13 protein-coding genes are annotated in these 16,941 nt (G+C 47.2%); 12 read left to right on the forward strand and 1 reads right to left on the reverse strand.

The genetic code is table 11. From position 1 onward, the window contains the following. The first annotated feature begins 50 nt into the window (after window positions 1–50). The 5 genes from B0I21_RS06915 (at window position 51) to B0I21_RS06940 (ending at window position 6,147) form a co-directional block, all read left to right on the forward strand. Window positions 51–3,752 carry an ATP-binding protein gene (locus B0I21_RS06915; RefSeq protein WP_133639744.1) on the forward strand — a complete coding sequence of 1,234 codons (3,702 nt, stop codon included), beginning with the start codon at window positions 51–53 and terminating at the stop codon, window positions 3,750–3,752. A 100-nt stretch (window positions 3,753–3,852) separates the two neighbouring features. Further along, entirely contained in the window at window positions 3,853–4,338 is a 486-nt protein-coding gene (locus B0I21_RS06920; RefSeq protein WP_133639745.1) for a DUF4385 domain-containing protein, read from the forward strand. Continuing rightward, window positions 4,325–4,468 carry a DUF2256 domain-containing protein gene (locus B0I21_RS06925; RefSeq protein ID WP_133639746.1) on the forward strand — a complete coding sequence of 48 codons (144 nt, stop codon included), beginning with the start codon at window positions 4,325–4,327 and terminating at the stop codon, window positions 4,466–4,468. Before B0I21_RS06920 ends, B0I21_RS06925 begins: the two co-directional genes overlap by 14 nt. Then, the gene (locus B0I21_RS20360) at window positions 4,444–5,187 is read left to right on the forward strand and encodes a DUF3253 domain-containing protein (RefSeq protein ID WP_243835971.1); all 744 of its coding nucleotides are present in this window, start codon (window positions 4,444–4,446) and stop codon (window positions 5,185–5,187) included. Before B0I21_RS06925 ends, B0I21_RS20360 begins: the two co-directional genes overlap by 25 nt. A 534-nt stretch (window positions 5,188–5,721) precedes the next feature. After that, on the forward strand, window positions 5,722–6,147 hold the full coding sequence (locus tag B0I21_RS06940) for a nuclear transport factor 2 family protein (protein ID WP_133639747.1): 426 nt from the start codon (window positions 5,722–5,724) through the stop codon (window positions 6,145–6,147). A 391-nt stretch (window positions 6,148–6,538) separates the two neighbouring features. On the opposite strand, the gene B0I21_RS06945 is transcribed toward B0I21_RS06940, so the two are convergent. Next, window positions 6,539–7,501: a TolB-like translocation protein gene (locus tag B0I21_RS06945; protein WP_166637789.1), complete on the reverse strand. Its 963-nt coding sequence runs from the start codon at window positions 7,499–7,501 to the stop codon at window positions 6,539–6,541. A 310-nt stretch (window positions 7,502–7,811) separates the two neighbouring features. Between B0I21_RS06945 and B0I21_RS06950 the strand changes: the two genes are divergently transcribed. From B0I21_RS06950 to B0I21_RS06980, 7 genes are all read left to right on the forward strand, one after another. Beyond that, entirely contained in the window at window positions 7,812–10,988 is a 3,177-nt protein-coding gene (locus B0I21_RS06950; protein ID WP_208292281.1) for a SusC/RagA family TonB-linked outer membrane protein, read from the forward strand. A gap of 27 nt (window positions 10,989–11,015) precedes the next feature. After that, entirely contained in the window at window positions 11,016–12,557 is a 1,542-nt protein-coding gene (locus tag B0I21_RS06955; protein WP_133639749.1) for a RagB/SusD family nutrient uptake outer membrane protein, read from the forward strand. Window positions 12,558–12,579: 22 nt separating this feature from the next. Beyond that, complete coding sequence (locus tag B0I21_RS06960) at window positions 12,580–13,341, forward strand: hypothetical protein (protein ID WP_166637790.1); 762 nt, start codon at window positions 12,580–12,582, stop codon at window positions 13,339–13,341. A 10-nt stretch (window positions 13,342–13,351) separates the two neighbouring features. Continuing rightward, the gene (locus B0I21_RS06965) at window positions 13,352–14,416 is read left to right on the forward strand and encodes a glycoside hydrolase family 43 protein (RefSeq protein WP_133639751.1); all 1,065 of its coding nucleotides are present in this window, start codon (window positions 13,352–13,354) and stop codon (window positions 14,414–14,416) included. A gap of 423 nt (window positions 14,417–14,839) precedes the next feature. After that, the gene (locus B0I21_RS06970; RefSeq protein WP_133639752.1) at window positions 14,840–15,265 is read left to right on the forward strand and encodes a nuclear transport factor 2 family protein; all 426 of its coding nucleotides are present in this window, start codon (window positions 14,840–14,842) and stop codon (window positions 15,263–15,265) included. Between the two features lie 226 nt (window positions 15,266–15,491). Further along, window positions 15,492–15,722, forward strand: a complete 231-nt coding sequence (locus B0I21_RS06975) for a hypothetical protein (RefSeq protein WP_133639753.1) — start codon at window positions 15,492–15,494, stop codon at window positions 15,720–15,722. 69 nt (window positions 15,723–15,791) lie between these two features. Beyond that, the gene (locus tag B0I21_RS06980) at window positions 15,792–16,892 is read left to right on the forward strand and encodes a hypothetical protein (RefSeq protein ID WP_133639754.1); all 1,101 of its coding nucleotides are present in this window, start codon (window positions 15,792–15,794) and stop codon (window positions 16,890–16,892) included. Window positions 16,893–16,941 lie beyond the last annotated feature (49 nt).

Raw genomic sequence — 16,941 nt, forward strand, 5'->3', positions numbered from 1 at the left:
TCTGCTGTTGTAATCAAAAAACAGTATTTTTACGGAAGTTGGAACACACTATGTCAAAACAAATCACCGAAAGTACGGAACAATTTTTATCCGGCGGCGGGGAAATGGGGAAACTCATCCGCACCATGGACTGGTCAAAAACCGCATTAGGACCCATTGAAGAGTGGCCGCAAAGTTTACGCACTTCGGTAAGTTTATGTCTTTCCTCGACCTTTCCCATCCTGATCGCTTGGGGGCCGGAAACCATCCAGATATACAACGATAGCTACCGCCCTATCTGCGGCGCAAAGCATCCGCAATCAATGGGAGAAAACTTCCGCATCTGCTGGGAAACGGCACTGCCTGTTGTGGGCGATAAGTTTACGCGCGGGCAGCATGGCGAAGGAACCTATATCACAGATCAACGTATGTTCTTGGACAGGTATGGCTACCTGGAAGAAACCTGGATGACGTTTTCTTTCGCTCCCATACGCGACGAATCGGGAGGTGTCGGCGGTATCTTTCACCCGATTACTGAAACGACTGAAAAAATGCTCAGTGCGCGGCGCACACAGGTGCTTAAAGACGTGGGGGCCGCCATCGGCAAAGCGAAAACGGTGCAAGAGATTGCAGCGCAAACCGATGCCTTGTATGAGGCTTTTCAGTTGGATCTTCCTTTCTTATTATTTTATGAATTGAAGGACAACGGCGCAAACCTATTGAGTGCAGCAGGCTTAGCCCCGGGGCATACCCTGGCGCCCTTGCAATTTGATGTGGACGATACCATCTGGCCCTTACAGCAACTTGTGGATAGCGGTGAGCTACTTGAAGTAAACGGACTGGAAGAGCTCCTTCTTGCCAGTCCTTGTGGGCCATATGATATCAACCCACACAGCGCGATTGTCCTGCCTATACGCATTACCGGGCAGGCTAGTCTTTTCGGCTTTATCATTGCCGGCGTCAGTGCCTGCCGAGCGCTAGATAATCCCTACCTGCATTTTTACGACCAACTGGCTAGCACATTTAACACAGCTGTCTCCAATGTATATGCCTATGCTATGGAACAGAAGCGCGCAGAAGCCTTAGCCGAAATTGACCGCTCGAAAACAGCGTTTTTCAGTAACGTAAGTCATGAATTTCGCACGCCCTTGACGTTAATGCTCGGCCCGTTGGAGGAGCTTTTGCAGCAGCAGGATCTCCAAGGGCAGCACCGTACACAGATAGAAGCGACGCACCGTAATGCGCTGCGTTTGCTGAAGCTGGTCAACAACCTTTTGGATTACAGCAGGGTAGAAGCGGGGCGTGCGCAAGCAATCTACCAAAAGCTTAACCTACAAGAGAGCACCATAGATTTGGCCAGTAGCTTTCGCTCGATTATAGAAAAAGCCGGTATGGCTTTGGTCGTCGACTGCCTGCCGCTTGAAAGCGACTTTTATATCGATAAGCAGATGTGGGAAAAGATAGTATTAAATCTTCTTTCCAATGCCTTCAAGTATACATTAGAAGGCACCATAACCGTAAGCCTTAGGCAGGTTGGTGATACAGCTACACTAGCGGTAACAGACACTGGTGTGGGCATTCCCGAAAAGGAGTTGCCCCATATGTTCGAACGGTTTCATCGCATAGAAAACACAGCCGGGCGCACGCATGAGGGCACCGGTATCGGCTTGTCGTTAGTCCATGAACTTGTGCAGCTGCACAGCGGAGAAATTGCTGTGACGAGTGTGGAGGGAAGTGGCAGTACGTTCACCGTAAAAATTCCGGCCGGACAAGAGCATTTGCCTCAAAATCAGGTTGTTTCTAACAGCGAAACTATCCTAACGAGCGAGGTCAGTGGCGCATTTATACGCGAAGCGTACAGTCTGCTCCCCGATGCGGTGCGCTTAGATGGGGATGCAGAAACCGAACTGCCAGATAACGCTTCGCTTGTCCAGGATAACACCGTGGACCGTCAAACCCGAATACTCATTGTTGACGATAATAATGATATGCGTGCCTACCTAAAGCGCCTACTTGATCCCTTTTACACGGTCGAAACGGCATCCAATGGACAGGAAGCGCTGAACCGTATCCAACAACAAGCACCTTCCTTAATCTTGAGTGATGTGATGATGCCCGTCATGGATGGCAAGGCGATGCTTCAACAACTGCGTAATGACGAGGAGCTCTTTCGCCTGCCGGTTATTTTCTTATCGGCGCGAGCAGGGGAAGAGGCGCGAATCGATGGTCTGGAGGCTGGCGCGGATGACTACCTTGTGAAGCCCTTTTCGGCGGCGGAACTCCTTACAAAAGTCCGTGCGCAGATCAATATCAATAAGGCCCGGGGGCATGCTACGGAACAACTGCGAACCTTACTTACCGAAGCACCCGTAGCCATGGCTATTTATCGCGGTCCTAAGCACGTGATCGAACTGGCGAACCAACGCATGCTGAACCTATGGGGAAAAACCAAAAGTGAAATCGATAAAAGGCCGTTGATGGAGATTCTTCCAGCGCTTCGCGAGCAGGGTTTCGGCGAGGTTATGGATCGCGTTTACCAAACCGGCAAGCACTTTGTGTCGACGGATGCAACAATTACGCTATCACGAAATGGGGGAACGCCAGACATCATCTACCTCAACATTACCATCGAAGCATTACGTGATGAAAACGGATCAATCAACGGACTGATAGCCGTAGCTGCCGACGTAACCGAGCAGGTATTGGCCCGTTATGAGCTCGAAAAGATGGCCGATACGCTATTGCTTGCGATGGACTCCTCCAATATGGGATTCTATAGAATTACCGTGGCTACAGATTTTATTGAAGTTTCACCGCGCGCTCGCGAGATCCACGCCATCGCTGCAGACACCCCATTAACCTATCATCAAGCATTGCAATTCATTATACCCGAAGATCGTGAACGATTTAGTGCCGCTATTGCCGAGGCTATTGATACAAAAGGGGGTTTTAGTTTGGATTACCAAATACAACCGTTGAATGAGGGCAAAAGAAAATGGATCAATTCTACGGGCAAGGCTGAGTTAGACAAGAACGGCCGCGTTATCTCTGTAGTGGGCACCATCTTTGACATTACGGAGTCTAAAGAAGATGATCTTCGCAAAAATGATTTTATTGGTATGGTTAGCCACGAGCTGAAGACGCCGCTTTCCTCGCTAAAAGGCTATGCCCAGATGGGGTTACGAAAAGCTCACAAGGCAAGCGATGGCTTTAGTGTATCGGTCTATGAAAAAATAGAACAGCAAGTGCAAAAGATGGCCGTACTCATCAACGGCTTTTTAAATGTCTCGCGATTGGATTCCGGTAAAATTCAGATTAACGTAACAGAGTTTTGCCTGCAAGAGACGATTCTTACTGCTGTAGCAGAAGTTAAGCTCTTGGCTCCCGACCAACCTTTTGAACTGCATGTTGAACGCATCAACGTGATTGCCGATCGGGAAAAGATTGCCACAGTTATCACGAACTTTCTAAGCAACGCTGTGAAATATGCGAAGAATAAAAAAGTAACAATTAGCTGCCGTCTTGATCGTGGCAACGTCATCGTAAGTGTCAAAGATGAAGGCCTCGGAATCAAATCGACTGAGTTGGAAAAATTATTTGACCGCTATTACCGCGTTGAGGGTAATAACCCGAACATCTCTGGCTTTGGTATTGGCCTGTATTTGAGTGCCGAGATTATCCATCGACACCAAGGAAAAATATGGGCGGAAAGTGATTATGGTGCAGGGGCGACATTCTCGTTTAGCATCCCGACCAAGCAGCTGCTGACGTAAGCAAACGGTTCATTAATGCGATTTTTGGCACGTTTCATGAATACGTATACGACCATTGTGCAAGCGATTTTTGGGCGATGTGACCAACTTCTTCATCGGTATGAAAAAACAGCAGCCTAGTTACCTTAACTTCGACAAGTCTCGATACGCGTGGAAGCCGGACATTGATTATCGTGCAGAGCCGGAGCGGTACTTCGTTGGTAAGGGCGAACAGGGGGTGTTGATCTGTGAACCCTACAAATCAGAAATCGGGCAGTATTGGCGCTTCAAAACGGAGGCTATCGCCGTAGAAAGCAGCAATGCGATATTTGCTTTATTTGCCGCATACTTGAAAGCAGATGACTTTGTCGGGGCCGACATGGCGCGGAAATATCTGCAAATGGGCTACACGCGTGCCCGGCGCTATGCCAATTACAAAGGAGGCAAGAAATACGATGAGCAAAACGATTACGCATTGCTGCAACGCGGCACCGGCGATATGGAGAAGGCGGCTGCGGCAAACGTATTTTATACCCGGTGGAAAGAAGCAGAAGCCAATGAAAAATATGCATCGATGAAAAAACAATGGAAGCATGAACGGGGTTAAGAAAGCAGATCTTCCCCAAAAAGTATGCGCTATATGCGGCAGACCGTTTACTTGGCGAAAAAAGTGGGAGAAGGTTTGGGAAGAGGTTAAATTTTGCTCAGAACGATGCAAACGACAGAAGATAAGATAATATTCATATTGACGCTGCGCCTCGACACGAAAAGTCAGGCTTTTTTTGATCGCCTACGTGCGAAATACTTCCCGCCCGAACGCAACTACCTGCGGGCACACCTGACGCTATTTCACAAACTTCCAGACCACCCCCGCACATTGGAGCTGCTACGCGGATTTCGATTTGAACCGTTTACGATGGCGGTTAGTGGCTTGATGCATCTGGGTGCCGGTGTTGCTTACCATATTGATTCCCCGGAACTACAGCGCCTTCATCAGCGCTTACGCACCGCTTTTGCGGCAGATATAGTCCCCCAGGATCAACAACGTTTTAAACCACATATTACCGTACAAAACAAGGTGACGCCAGAGGCCTCGAAAAAGCTGCTTGCGCAGCTCAGCGATAACTTTGCGCCCTTTAAGGTCCGCGCTAGCGGATTAGACCTTTGGGTTTATCGTGGTGGGCCTTGGGAGCACCATGAAGGGTTTGACTTTGTAGCGGATACCGCTATCTCCGAATCAATTTTGTCTACCACAGCTGCTCGTGGGCCGCAAAAGAGTGTGTGTCCGTCTGAAATTGCTCGGATGCTCTATCCGGAAGATTGGCGTGAGCACATGCAAGATATCGTTGATGTCGCCATCAGCCTGCATAAACTGGGCAAGGTTCAAATCACGCAGAAAGGATCTGCTATTGATGTAGATCATATAAAGGGTCCCATTCGCATCACATGTCGTTGATGCATGCATTGTCTACCGCTTTTCGAAGCTTTGCCAGATCACCCCAAAAGAGCAAAACCAAGTGTCTTAAATACAAATCCCAAAGACGAATTTTTCCACATAAATAGATATATACATCCGTTTTTTCATTAAAGAGAAGCCGCCCATTTGTATCCCGTCAACTCAGCGAAATGGTTGTTTCCGCATGTCTGCTGTTAGCGAGCAGCATACGCAATTGTCCATTGCCGGACAGCCGCCTGTTCAATACCGAACATGCGGCACCGAAAAAAAACAACACAACAATCTAGTAAACAATAGATTGAAACAATTGGCAAGACCATTGTCATACCTTTACCATATGCAAAATCAGTATAACAACAACATGGCAAGGTCAAACAGATATACATTTATTCACCGACAGAAGACCGGTTTTTACCGACAAACATCGGCTACCCATCTAATTGTCATTCGACAAAAGAGACCCAACAACTAACTTTGATTCATCAATAGAAAAAGAAAAAATTGAAAATATTTAAAACAGCAACCTTTATAAACATGAAAAAGATAGTAACAACCCTCGCCGCAGCATTCATCATGATCAGTTCATTTAGTTCGTTTGCCGCAGAAAAAACAAATCCTTTAAAAGATTTTACCTCCGCAAAGATTATCACCAGCTACCTCGAAGCAACTACGCTCGGCAGCATTGCGTTCAACAAGTTTCTCTTCGCGGACGACTTCCAATACCGGAACAGCGTTAACAAGGTCATCTATAACAAACGGGAATATTTGAACTTCCTCAAAACTCATAAAGGCATCACCTTCAATTGCAAGACCAGCTATGAAATGTTAGATCAGACGGGAAAAGCTTGCGTCGCTAAAGCAACCATGGAATTTAAGCACTTTACCCGCGTAGACTACATTACGCTTAACCAAGATCAAGATGGTTGGAAAGTAACCAAAGTCGTGACCACCTACCCATAAGTATAAAAATCAATGTTTCAATACCAGACATGTCGTGAGATATTTCGTTGTTTAGTTTAGTTAAAAGCGGTCTGCATGGGCAGACCACTTTTGTTTTGCTGACCCCAGATCATACCACACACCAGGGTGTTAATCTTTGTTAAAACGATGGGTAAATTTTTACAGTTCGGTCGGTAAGTGGTATATTTGATCATTCATAATTTAGGTTAATAATTGGTTAGTTAGTAAAAATCCTGAGGCTCCCCGCTTCAGGATTTTTTTGTTTGGATACATGCCTTTTATAGCCTTCCCTTATTCAGATTAGCCTGGAAAATCACATGCTGCATATCCTTTCTTTTAACGATGGATGTCAAGACAGCGTGCTGCAAATCGAGAATTATTTCACACCAATCTACCGCACCCACACCATTTGTCCTTTGGTTGGTTCGGCACTTTTTTCACCGGCGACCAAAACGGGCAATACCTCGGCATCGCTGTTTGGATCGTAGCTTCTGCCGTCAAGCGGTATCACTTTCATGTAGCGCTGACTGGAGGGCACACTGCCGGGAACTGGTATGGTTTGAAAATTTGTACCTACGAGCAGTTGGCTGCCATCTGGGGAGAATGCTGCGTTACTTTCGATCTTGTCTCCTTTGGTTGCTAAATAAAATTCTGATCCGTCTACATGCATCACAGCAATATGATTTTGGTAGTTAAATGCCAGCTTGTTCCCATCATGACTACTACTGAACGAGCCAAAATCTTCGGTATCAAACTCCCGAACAACGCTAATTACATCGAAAGGAAGCTTCCCTCTTACAATAAAATTCTTCCATTTAAACACGAGCGAATTGTCTGGCAACCACACGAAACTTTCATAACGAGAAACGCGCTCGCCATTTATAGCCGTTATTTCCCCTAAGAAGTCGCCTGTTTTTGCATCTAACAATACATAGCCTTCATCAAAAGAAGGGAATATACAGATCATACTTTTATCGGGGGAAAGATCCGCCGCTTGATAATTTGACCCACCATTCCTCGGGCGGTAAAAAAACTCATTACGAACGACGCCATCCGCCATAGATTTTATGCTAAACTTTATGTGATCGGGTCTTCCTCCAGCCCGGCCGTCTGTCATTTCCATCAGTGTGCTTCCGTCTGCTGTCAAATACCAATTGTAATGTGTGCCGGATGGCCTTATCACTGTTTTTTCGCCCGTGGGAAGATCAAGCATGGAGAAACCATCAAAATGCGCATAATAGATTTTTCCTGTCAGCGAGGAACCTCCGGGTGGCGTCGCATCCCCATTCTTCGAACAGCAACTCAATACCAGTATTGCAAATGATAGACATACGTGGATGATGTAATTTTTCATGACATTCCTATATTTAGGATCGCTCGACGCTATCAGAAAAATGCTGACAGTCATCTGGATTTCGTTTAACATAAAAGTAAAGGAAACCGCTGCGGCATTCCATACCTGAAAACCAGTATTTTAATCCGCGAATAGCAAAGCCTACGAAGCGAGATGCAAAAACGACAACCTTAGGTGTCGCTTCGTTGCCTTAATCCTATCTCAAATTAAGACAAGTTGATACAATATGTAGATATTTTGAATGGAAAAGGCAATCGGCACGAAAACCTTCCTGCTTATATTTGCTAGGTAAACCTAATTTGAAGTCAACATGATACATTTCGCAGTCCTTTTGGGCCTTTTGTCGTCTGTACCCCTCAGCCGGTCTGACGCAGCGCCAAAGGCTTCTTTGGTCAATACATCACGTTACAGCATGCTCCAGGAAATAAGCTCTTCGGACGTACAGCAAACGAAGATATTGACAGGAACGGTAACGGACCTAAACGGAAACCCTATCCAAGGCGTCTCTGTGACGGAAAAAGGAACCAACAGCGCGGCGATCACCGCTGCAAATGGGCGTTATTCCATCAGCGTGCAGCGCGATCCCGCCACCCTTATTTTCTCGTATGTGGGCTACAGGAACCTGGAGGTCCCAGCAGCGGGCAAGCAAACGCTAGATGTGGTTTTACAAGCCGATGCGGCAGACCTCGACGAGGTTGTGGTCATTGGTTACCAATCGATAAGAAAGAAAGATCTTACAGGTGCGGCATCGGTGGTATCGGTCAGAAACACCGAGGCGAAAGTCGCGCGTTCGTTGCCGGAAGCCCTACAAGGTCAATCTTCCGGCTTGGTTGTCAGAAATTCGGGCGGCCCCGGGCAGGGCGCGGTGGTCAACATCCGGGGGCTCAGCACGCTCTATGGCAATGCTAATCCGTTGTATGTGATTGACGGTATGCTCTCTGATCCGAACGTCACCATCAATACCAATGACATCGAGAGTATCCAGGTGTTGAAAGACGCGTCTGCTGCCGCCATCTATGGCGCGCGATCGGCTAATGGCGTTATCATAATCACCACAAAAAAGGGGAAAACGGGGCCGATGCAGGTTAATGCCTCTGCGCGATACAGCGTTACCAACCTGCCAAAGATGTATGACATGATGAACGGCCCGGAGTATGTCGCGATGAACAGGCAGGCCTATGAAAATGCTGGTTACACCCCTCAAGCATCGGTAGCTAACTACGACGGCACCGACGTGAACTGGGCAGATGAGCTTTTCCGCACCGGCGGTATTCAGGACTACAATGTATCCATAGCAGGCGGCGGGGAAACCTCGAAATACTACATGTCGGGTTCTTATTTTAAAGATGTGGGCACGATGATCGAGCGGAAATTTGATCGCGCTGCGTTCCGCATCAATACCGAAGGATCCCGTGGACGGGTGCGCGTAGGCGAAAACATATTGATCTCCTCGTCTTATGGTCAGTCTCCCTTTTCAGGTGGTGCATTTGGTGGAAACCCATTCTATGATGCTTTTAATATGTTGCCCATCATTCCTATCAAAGGTCAGGAATTTATCAGCGAAGCAAATCCCGGCGGCTGGGGCATCGGCTCCAACAACGCCAGGACGTATTCCCGCAATCAAGTGGCGCAGGCCTACATCACCAACTCATCCTATAACTATGTAAAGATCATGGGCAATCTATATGGTGAAGTCGATGTATTGGACTGGCTTACTTACCGCTTGAACGCAGGCTTAGAGACAAGTTTCGATAAAAACACTGCCTTACGCGGTAAAGGTATTTGGTATTGGAATCAGATCGACCCGCCAACACGGATCGATGAGGAACGGTCACAATTTTTAAGTTACCTGTTCGAGCACACCTTAAACTTCAATAAAACCATAGACAAGCACCAGCTCAACGGCGTTGTCGGCTACACCCAACAAACCATAGGAAGAACAGGCATTGGCGCAGGAAAAACCAATCTGCTGGCCTCTGCCGACGAATATTTTACGACGATCAATTCGGCAACGGGCGAAAGCATCGCTTCCGGTAGCCGGGGCAGAAATTTCATAGACTCTTGGTTGGGACGGTTAAACTATACCTATGACGATCGCTATTTAGCGACGTTTACCTTTCGATCGGATAAGGACTCTCGCTTCGGCAAAACATACCGCAACGGCTTCTTTCCATCTGGCGCGCTAGCTTGGCGATTAAGTAACGAAGACTTTTATAACGTAAGCTGGATGCCTGACTTCAAGCTACGAGGATCTTACGGCGTCTTAGGGGCGGTGAACCTATCCAACTACCAGTATGTAGGCTTTATCAACCAAGCGCCACGAGCCGTATTTGGTTCCGGTGCACAGGAAACGCAAGTAGGCGGTGCACAGGTAACCCTTGTCGATCCAAACCTGCGGTGGGAGGAAAAAGCCACCTTGAACCTGGGTTTTGATGCCGCACTTTTCAACTCACAATTTACGCTTTCCGTTGATGCATTTCGCGCCGTCACCTCCGATGTCTTGCTGTTTCTTCCTATTCCGGGATACTTAGGAAGTGTAGGCAGTCCCGGGCTGATGACGAATATCGGCTCTATTGAAAATAAAGGTTTGGAGTTTGAGCTCAGCTATCGCCCCACATCCACCCGCGAAGATGGATTTCGTTGGGATATCTCCGGTAACTTAAGTTTTATCCGCAATAAAGTGCTGTCACTGGGTAATTTGGGAATTGATCCTATTACTGGTTTGCCAAGAAATTATATTCAATCAGGCAATACCAGGACCCAAGTAGGCCGCTCCATCGGTGAATACTATGTGATATTAACGGATGGCCTGTTTCAAAATCAGGCTGAAATTGATGCACACCGCGCACAGGCTGGCATTGCGAAACCCGGTGATGTACGATATGTAAACCTGCTCGACAGAGGTACCGATAACGACATAACGCCAGACGATAGAACCTATGCCGGCTCACCATGGCCTGTTTTTACCTCTGGCATTATCTGGAATGCGTATTATAAAAACTTTACCTTCAACATGCAGCTGTATGGGGTTGTAGGCACCAAATTGTACAACGATTTGCGTCGCGATTTCGACGGCATGGGCTACTCGAACTACCGGCGAGGCATCGTTCCCTGGACGGCCGAAAACCCGACGGACTTTCCTCGTTTGGGCGTATCTTACACCAGTAATACACCTGGCGATCCGAGCGTCGACCAAGGAATTATCTCTAACGTTCGTGGCGATACCGATCGTTGGCTAGAGAATGGATCCTATCTTCGGTTAAGCAATGTGCAGCTGGGATACAACATGCCACAAAGCATTTTGAAACGCCTGCATATCCCCTCCCTGCAGGTGTATGTAAGTGGCCAAAACCTCTTCACCATTACCAACTACACGGGCTTGGATCCAGACGTGGTTGGCGCCAATGCAAATCTGGAGCCCGGTGTCGATGTGGGTGCTTGGCCGCCTAACCGAATATTTTCTTTTGGAATATCATTAGGCCTTTAATCAATCGAACAGAAAAAGAACGTTACCATGAAAAGATCAATCATATCCATATTTACAGCATTAGCCCTTTTTGGCGCCGGTTGTCAACGGAATTTTGACGAGCCCAATCCCGATATGCTGACGACGGAATCCTTTTGGCGAGACGAAAGTGATGCCGTTAAGGGAATAAATTCCGTATACAGCGCGCTCAACAGGGGGAGTTCCTATTACAACCGCGGAATGCACTTCCTGTACCTGCTGCGTTCAGATGAAGGCTTTGGCTCTGGTGGCGATATTGGCCTCAACAACAATATGTCCTTTGCGTTTACCAGCAATAATACCAGCAGCGACGCGTGGAATGCCATGTTCCATGCAAACTTCCGAGCAAATCAGGTCATCCTGAATGTGCCGCAGATCACTATGAACGAAACGGTTAAAAAACGAGTTATCGCCGAAGCGAAATTCCTTCGCGCCCTGAACTACTTTAACCTCGTCGTGTTTTGGGGGCGGCCACCGCTGGTGCTAACGCCTTTGACGGCGGCCGACTATCCGGCCAACGCAACACCCGACCAAGTCTACGCACAGATTGCACAAGACCTCACGGAGGCGGCGGTAGATTTACCGGTCTCCTACACGGGCGCAGATATAGGCCGTGCTACCAAGGGCGCAGCCCATGGCTTATTAGCCAAAGTATACCTACAACAAGGTAAGTTTAGCGAAGCGAAAACAGCGATGGACTGGCTGGTTACAGGCGAGGGCGCCGGCAGCTACGGCTTGATGGACGACTATGCCGACAATTTCAAACAGACGACGGAGAATAACCGAGAGTCTGTATACGAAATACAATACAAGGAAAACACGGCAGAAAATGGCGATGACGACACCAACCCGGGCATCAGCTTGAATACGGGCGCTTCGGTTCCTAAATTCTTAGCCCCGCCGAATCCCGGTCCGGGATACGCAGATGGTGGCGCCAGACGATGGATTGTCGATAGCTTCGAGGAAGAGCGGACGATCGATAACCGTAGAGACCCACGCGCCGCCGTAAGTTTCCTATACGACAATGCAGACGAGCGTGGCCCTGCTTTTACAATGGTATACGGCCAGGTGTGGCAAGCCATTTATGGCGGAAACGATAAGCGTGTATGGTTTCGCAAGCTCCTGAATGATGACTCTAAAAATGGCGAGAGCTTTAGCTCGCCCAACAATTACCGCATGATCCGGTATGCAGACATCTTATTGATGTATGCCGAATGCCTCAATGAGTTGGGACAAACAGCTACCGCTTACCCCTATGTTGATCGCGTTCGATCGCGCGTGAATATGCGAACGCTTACTGTGGCGAAACCCGGTTTGGATCAGTCGGCATTCCGCCAGCAAATCAAGAAGGAGCGGCAGTTGGAGCTCGCAGGCGAAGGCTGGCGTTATTTCGATATGGTGCGCTGGGGTGAGTTGGCAAACAATTTAAACACCTTGCGCCAACGCGATCCGGATTTCAACAACTTTGTGCAGGGCAAGCATGAGTGGTATCCAATCCCACAATCCGATATTGACAACAGTACGAACCTCACGCAAAACCCCGGCTATTAACCCATTGATTAAAAAGGAAATTATGAAAAATCTATTTTATATCATCGCGATCAGCTTCCTGTTTATCCTGAGCGGCTGTGAGCGCGAGGAAGAAATACCATCAAGCGCGCTTCCGCCAAGCATTACCTTATCGGCAGACAGCGTTGCGGTAGCCACAGGCAAGTTTGTGTTACGCGCAGAAGGACTAAGCGCTTACGGCGGAGCACAGCTCCAGCAAGTCGACTTCTATAAGGATGGCGAAAAGATTGGCGAGAAAACCGTCGCTCCGTACACCTTTGAGTACGATGTTCAAGAAAATGTCCCTGATCAACAGCTCGCTTTTCATGCGGTATTGATTGATCGCGCGGGCAATGCAATAAAAAGCAATGAAGTGCGCGCACGAATCAGGGTGCTCCCCATCCGTATCGAAGCGGAAAATGCAACACTGCGCGGATTAGCGCGTGTGGCAAACGACCAAGAGACTCGGCAAACATCCTCTAACCAAGCTAAGGTGGGCGCCATAGACAACGCCTCCAGCGGCATCGACGCCACCATACAAATTCTTACGGCCGGCGATTACCTGATCCGCATTGCGGCAGGCACCGGTTTTAACGGTACCTCCCACAAAGTCTATATCGATGATAAGGAGGCCACAGCGCAAGTATATGCTATTCCAAACAGAGGCTGGAATGTATGGCAAACCTTTGACTTGATATTTCCACTCGAAGCAGGCCCGCACAAAGTCAGTATTCGCCATCAATCGATGTATGGCGAGCTGGACTATTTCGAATATTCCAAACGTTAACACCATGACCATGAAACAGATTCTCTATATCGGCTTTATCCTATTTGCTCTTGCTTGCGATAAGCGTGGTGCCGGCCCCTATTTGCCGACACCAAAAGCTCCGGAAGCGACAGGCCCCGCAAAGTTCCAAAATCCCTTGCTCAATACCGCACCCGATCCATGGGTGGCGCAGCGCGGCGACTTCTATTACTACCTGCAAACCCTTGGTAACCGCATCGAGATACGCAAAACAGCAAAAATGAGCGAGCTTTCGTCCGCCGCCAGCAAAGTGGTGTTTACGGCACCAAGCGCCGGCCCAAACAGCCGAGATGTGTGGGCTCCGGAATTATTCTTTTTGCAAGGGAAATGGTATATCTATTACACCGCTAGCAATGGACAGGATGTTAATCATCGTATGTTTGTGCTGGAAAATGCGAATGAGGATCCAACCACAGGCAACTGGGTAGATAAAGGTCAGCTCATCACGCAGCCAACCGATCAGTGGGCCATAGATGGAAGCATCTTCGAACACGGAAACGAGTTGTATTTCATCTGGTCAGGGCGTCCCGGCGCACGCACGGGAGATCTAACCCAAAATATCTATATCTCGAAGATGTCGAACCCCTTTACGTTAAGCGGCGAGACCGTCATGATAGCGCAGCCCGAGCATGCCTGGGAGCGGCAAGGTTTCCGCGTGAATGAAGGCCCCGAGATCTTGAAAAACAACGCGGGCGACACGTTCTTGATCTACAGCGCCAGCTATTGCGGAACCGACGACTACGCGCTCGGCATGATGAAGCTGACGAATGGTGCAAACCCACTGTTGATGGCCTCCTGGACCAAGCACCCCACACCCGTATTTTCGCAAGCCCCCACAGCTTATGGCGCTGGGCACAATGGCTTTTTTAAATCGAAAGATGGCAGCGAAGACTGGATCATCTACCATGCCAATATGGAATCACACCCGAACAATGATGGCTGTGGCAATGTAAGAAGCACGCGCATGCAGAAGTTTAGCTGGAATGCTGACGGCACGCCAAATTTTGGGACTCCCGCTGCCGTAGGGGCCTTTCTAGAGGTGCCCGCGGGTGAGTGATAGTCGTAAAATAAAATGGCGGCTATCCAGTGGATGGGTACACGCCTGCTACGGCGAACATCGTATCCGGACACGGATGAAGAAAAGGATCATCGAAATCCTTATCATATATCATGATAACCGCTCATCATCCGCATACACGACAAGAGAGCCCACATCCGCACAATGACGTATAGACGAGCCAGCAGATAACTTCTGTTGGCTCGTTTTGCATATGGAATCTTTCGCTAATCAGCTTTGTCCGCATCAATCGCTTCTTTCTAGAGGTCGGCGAATTTCCTCAAAACATTTACCGAATAAAGCATCGCATTTACCGAGAAACATCCGCGCTCCGTCTAATTGCTATTCGGCTGGACGGCCTAACATCCTACCTTTGAGGTATCAAATAGGAAATAAGAAATTAAAATATTAAACAATACAACCATGAAAAAGATAATAACAACCATCGCCACAGCATTTATCATGATTAGTTCGTTTGCTTCCTTCGCAGCCGAAAAAGCAAATCCCTTGAAGAACGTCGAATCGACTGCCGTCATCAAAAGCTATTTGGAAGCCACCACACTTGGTAGCGTGGCGCTTAACAGATACCTTTTCGCCGAGGACTTTGAATACAGCAGCGGCGCCAATAAGGACAGCTTCGATAAAAAAGCCTACACGGATTTTTTGAAAGCGCATGAAGGTGTAACCTACAATTGCGAGACGAGTTACGAGATTTTAGATCAGAGTGGGAAAGTATGCATGGCTAAAGCCACGATGACTTTCGAAAACTTCACACGTGTAGATTATATTACCTTGAGTCAAGAGCAGGACGGCTGGAAAGTTAGCAAAGTGAGAACGACGTATCCATAATCGATTGGATCTGATATGTAGTAAGGATTGGAGAGGAATTGGAGAAAGGAGGAAGTGCTAGGGATAGCACTTTTTTGTTTTGTAGCCCCGAGCAGGCTATTAAACAGGGTTGATTGGATCTGTCGACCAGCAACTTATCAAAGTCAACTGAATTATACACACTGATCCGCACACACTTTTTTAAAGTTGTTGATTAATATAGTATCATTTGCATATATTTGTATCTATGGAGCTAAAAGAATTTTTAGAAGCTAATCCCATCTTAGTGCGGAAAGAGCTAGCCGTTAAAATGTACCCGAATCTATCGGCGGATGTTGCTCGGAACAAACTCACGAATAAAATAAAACAATATGTAATTGGAAGCGGCACCCAGCGTATTCTTCCCCATGATGTCGAAGCTGCAAAAAAGGTATTAACAGAACTACGTGATAATATAAATGAGTTCCTCGATGAATAAATCAATATAGTTTTATTTGGATATATAGTATAATAAAACTATATTTGTGTTATTAAAAGTAACACACACATGAATACATCATTTAAAAACTGCGATGATTTCGCAGACTACATCATCGACTCTGTATTGAATCACGGCGATATCGTGACACACGAGTTTAACAGGATGACCAACCTGGACATCCCCGTGGGCAGATCTTTAAATCAGTACGTCAAAGAAAAGGTAGCAGGTGGCAAGAATTTTAGTGAGTTCGGCACGGTAAAAGCGTTTCTTTATGATATCTACGAGCTGACGCTATCACCAATTTTTTCACTTTACGATAAAGCAAGACTGGCTCACACTTGGACTTCGATGAATCCAGATCGAGCTGCGCGAATGAACATCAACGAGCATATTGCTGAATTAAACGCTGATTTGAATCTATTACCCAAAGAAGACCACAATTGGTATACAGACAAATATATTAGGCTATATTCAGATTGGCTAAGCGCGAAAGGTCGTACAGCATCGTCTATGGTAACAGGGCCAGCTAATTTTCCAGTAGAACGAAACAGAAAAGCGCTAAACTCAGAACATAATAAATACCAGGCGTTTCAAGAATGGCGCGATAAAACACAAAATTCAATCCAAAAACGTATTGAGCGAAGCAAGCCCGAATCCCAAAAAAGGGATGAGAAGTTCGAGTTGTTGAAGAAGGATATTATACATTCTGCCGCCGTCATTGTGGATATAGATAACGGTACTGAGCCCTATAACCGTGCGCTATTTGTTTCTTCCATTACAGGTAAAATTGAACGTCTTGCAAAAAACGGTGAAAAAGAGTTGGTTGAAAAATGTCTATTACTTCTTGAAGAGCTAAATTCCTCTCAGAAAAAGCCTATCATCACTAGCCGTAACTCTGTGTGGAATCTTCGAGAAGTTGCTGTTGACATTGCAAAAGAAGCGGAACGCCCAAACGAAGAATATCAAATTGATGGCGGCATCGTCATTGTAAATTATACTGACGATAGGATCCAAGTAAAGCACGATGAGAAACCATCTAGACAAGTAATCGACAGTCTAAAGCGTAATTCTTTTAACTGGTCAAGATTCAATGGCGCTTGGCAGCGAAAAATCACGAATAATACAAAAAACGTTGTTAATAACATGTTCGCTTTAGCTATAAGATAAGCGTCGAAAATATTATGTAGCTTTATTATCAGGCGTTAAAATCTGTATA

Origin of the sequence: Sphingobacterium paludis, from assembly GCF_004364125.1 — a bacterium.
Taxonomy (GTDB): domain Bacteria; phylum Bacteroidota; class Bacteroidia; order Sphingobacteriales; family Sphingobacteriaceae; genus Sphingobacterium; species Sphingobacterium paludis.

Bases quoted from the DNA above. Each gene is read 5' to 3' on its own strand.
- B0I21_RS06915 (WP_133639744.1), top strand. From the start codon at position 51: ATGTCAAAACAAATCACCGAAAGTACGGAACAATTTTTATCCGGCGGC.
- B0I21_RS06920 (WP_133639745.1), top strand. From the start codon at position 3,853: ATGAAAAAACAGCAGCCTAGTTACCTTAACTTCGACAAGTCTCGATAC.
- B0I21_RS06925 (WP_133639746.1), top strand. From the start codon at position 4,325: ATGAACGGGGTTAAGAAAGCAGATCTTCCCCAAAAAGTATGCGCTATA.
- B0I21_RS20360 (WP_243835971.1), top strand. From the start codon at position 4,444: ATGCAAACGACAGAAGATAAGATAATATTCATATTGACGCTGCGCCTC.
- B0I21_RS06940 (WP_133639747.1), top strand. From the start codon at position 5,722: ATGAAAAAGATAGTAACAACCCTCGCCGCAGCATTCATCATGATCAGT.
- B0I21_RS06945 (WP_166637789.1), bottom strand. From the start codon at position 7,501: ATGAAAAATTACATCATCCACGTATGTCTATCATTTGCAATACTGGTA.
- B0I21_RS06950 (WP_208292281.1), top strand. From the start codon at position 7,812: ATGATACATTTCGCAGTCCTTTTGGGCCTTTTGTCGTCTGTACCCCTC.
- B0I21_RS06955 (WP_133639749.1), top strand. From the start codon at position 11,016: ATGAAAAGATCAATCATATCCATATTTACAGCATTAGCCCTTTTTGGC.
- B0I21_RS06960 (WP_166637790.1), top strand. From the start codon at position 12,580: ATGAAAAATCTATTTTATATCATCGCGATCAGCTTCCTGTTTATCCTG.
- B0I21_RS06965 (WP_133639751.1), top strand. From the start codon at position 13,352: ATGAAACAGATTCTCTATATCGGCTTTATCCTATTTGCTCTTGCTTGC.
- B0I21_RS06970 (WP_133639752.1), top strand. From the start codon at position 14,840: ATGAAAAAGATAATAACAACCATCGCCACAGCATTTATCATGATTAGT.
- B0I21_RS06975 (WP_133639753.1), top strand. From the start codon at position 15,492: ATGGAGCTAAAAGAATTTTTAGAAGCTAATCCCATCTTAGTGCGGAAA.
- B0I21_RS06980 (WP_133639754.1), top strand. From the start codon at position 15,792: ATGAATACATCATTTAAAAACTGCGATGATTTCGCAGACTACATCATC.